We start from the raw sequence: 1,418 nt of genomic DNA, 5'->3' as shown, positions 1-1,418 counted from the left end.
AACACAGTGGACGCGAGCAACTGAGGACAAGCCCTCGGCCTATTAGTACCGGTCACCTCCACCCATTACTGGGCTTCCAGATCCGGCCTATCAACCCAGTCGTCTACTGGGAGCCTTAACCCCTCAAAGGGGGTGGGAATACTCATCTCGAAGCAGGCTTCCCGCTTAGATGCTTTCAGCGGTTATCCCTCCCGAACGTAGCCAACCAGCCATGCCCTTGGCAGGACAACTGGCACACCAGAGGTTCGTCCGTCCCGGTCCTCTCGTACTAGGGACAGCCCTTCTCAATATTCCTGCGCGCGCAGCGGATAGGGACCGAACTGTCTCACGACGTTCTAAACCCAGCTCGCGTACCGCTTTAATGGGCGAACAGCCCAACCCTTGGGACCGACTCCAGCCCCAGGATGCGACGAGCCGACATCGAGGTGCCAAACCATCCCGTCGATATGGACTCTTGGGGAAGATCAGCCTGTTATCCCCGGGGTACCTTTTATCCGTTGAGCGACGGCGCTTCCACAAGCCACCGCCGGATCACTAGTCCCGACTTTCGTCCCTGCTCGACCCGTCGGTCTCACAGTCAAGCTCCCTTGTGCACTTACACTCAACACCTGATTGCCAACCAGGCTGAGGGAACCTTTGGGCGCCTCCGTTACTCTTTAGGAGGCAACCGCCCCAGTTAAACTACCCATCAGACACTGTCCCTGATCCGGATCACGGACCCAGGTTAGACATCCAGCACGACCAGACTGGTATTTCAACGACGACTCCCCCTGAACTGGCGTCCAGAGTTCACAGTCTCCCAGCTATCCTACACAAGCCGAACCGAACACCAATATCAAACTGTAGTAAAGGTCCCGGGGTCTTTCCGTCCTGCTGCGCGAAACGAGCATCTTTACTCGTAGTGCAATTTCACCGGGCCTATGGTTGAGACAGTCGAGAAGTCGTTACGCCATTCGTGCAGGTCGGAACTTACCCGACAAGGAATTTCGCTACCTTAGGATGGTTATAGTTACCACCGCCGTTTACTGGCGCTTAAGTTCTCAGCTTCGCCACACCGAAATGTGACTAACCGGTCCCCTTAACGTTCCAGCACCGGGCAGGCGTCAGTCCGTATACATCGCCTTACGGCTTCGCACGGACCTGTGTTTTTAGTAAACAGTCGCTTCTCGCTGGTCTCTGCGGCCACCCCCAGCTCACCAAGTAAATTGGATCACCAGTGATGGCCCCCCTTCTCCCGAAGTTACGGGGGCATTTTGCCGAGTTCCTTAACCATAGTTCACCCGAACGCCTCGGTATTCTCTACCTGACCACCTGAGTCGGTTTAGGGTACGGGCCGCCATGAAACTCGCTAGAGGCTTTTCTCGACAGCATAGGATCATCCACTTCACCACAATCGGCTCGGCATCAGGTCTCAGCCT

General features: G+C 56.0%; 1 rRNA gene. It reads right to left on the bottom strand.

From position 1 onward, the window contains the following. Nucleotides 1-22 precede the first annotated feature (22 nt). Nucleotides 23-1,418, bottom strand: a 23S ribosomal RNA gene (locus ABZT02_RS46140); the annotation flags it as partial.

Origin of the sequence: Streptomyces sp. NPDC005402, assembly GCF_040606575.1 — a bacterium.
Taxonomy (GTDB): domain Bacteria; phylum Actinomycetota; class Actinomycetes; order Streptomycetales; family Streptomycetaceae; genus Streptomyces.
Note: the sequence above shows the minus strand (reverse complement) of the source record. Positions and strands in the feature narration are given on the sequence as shown.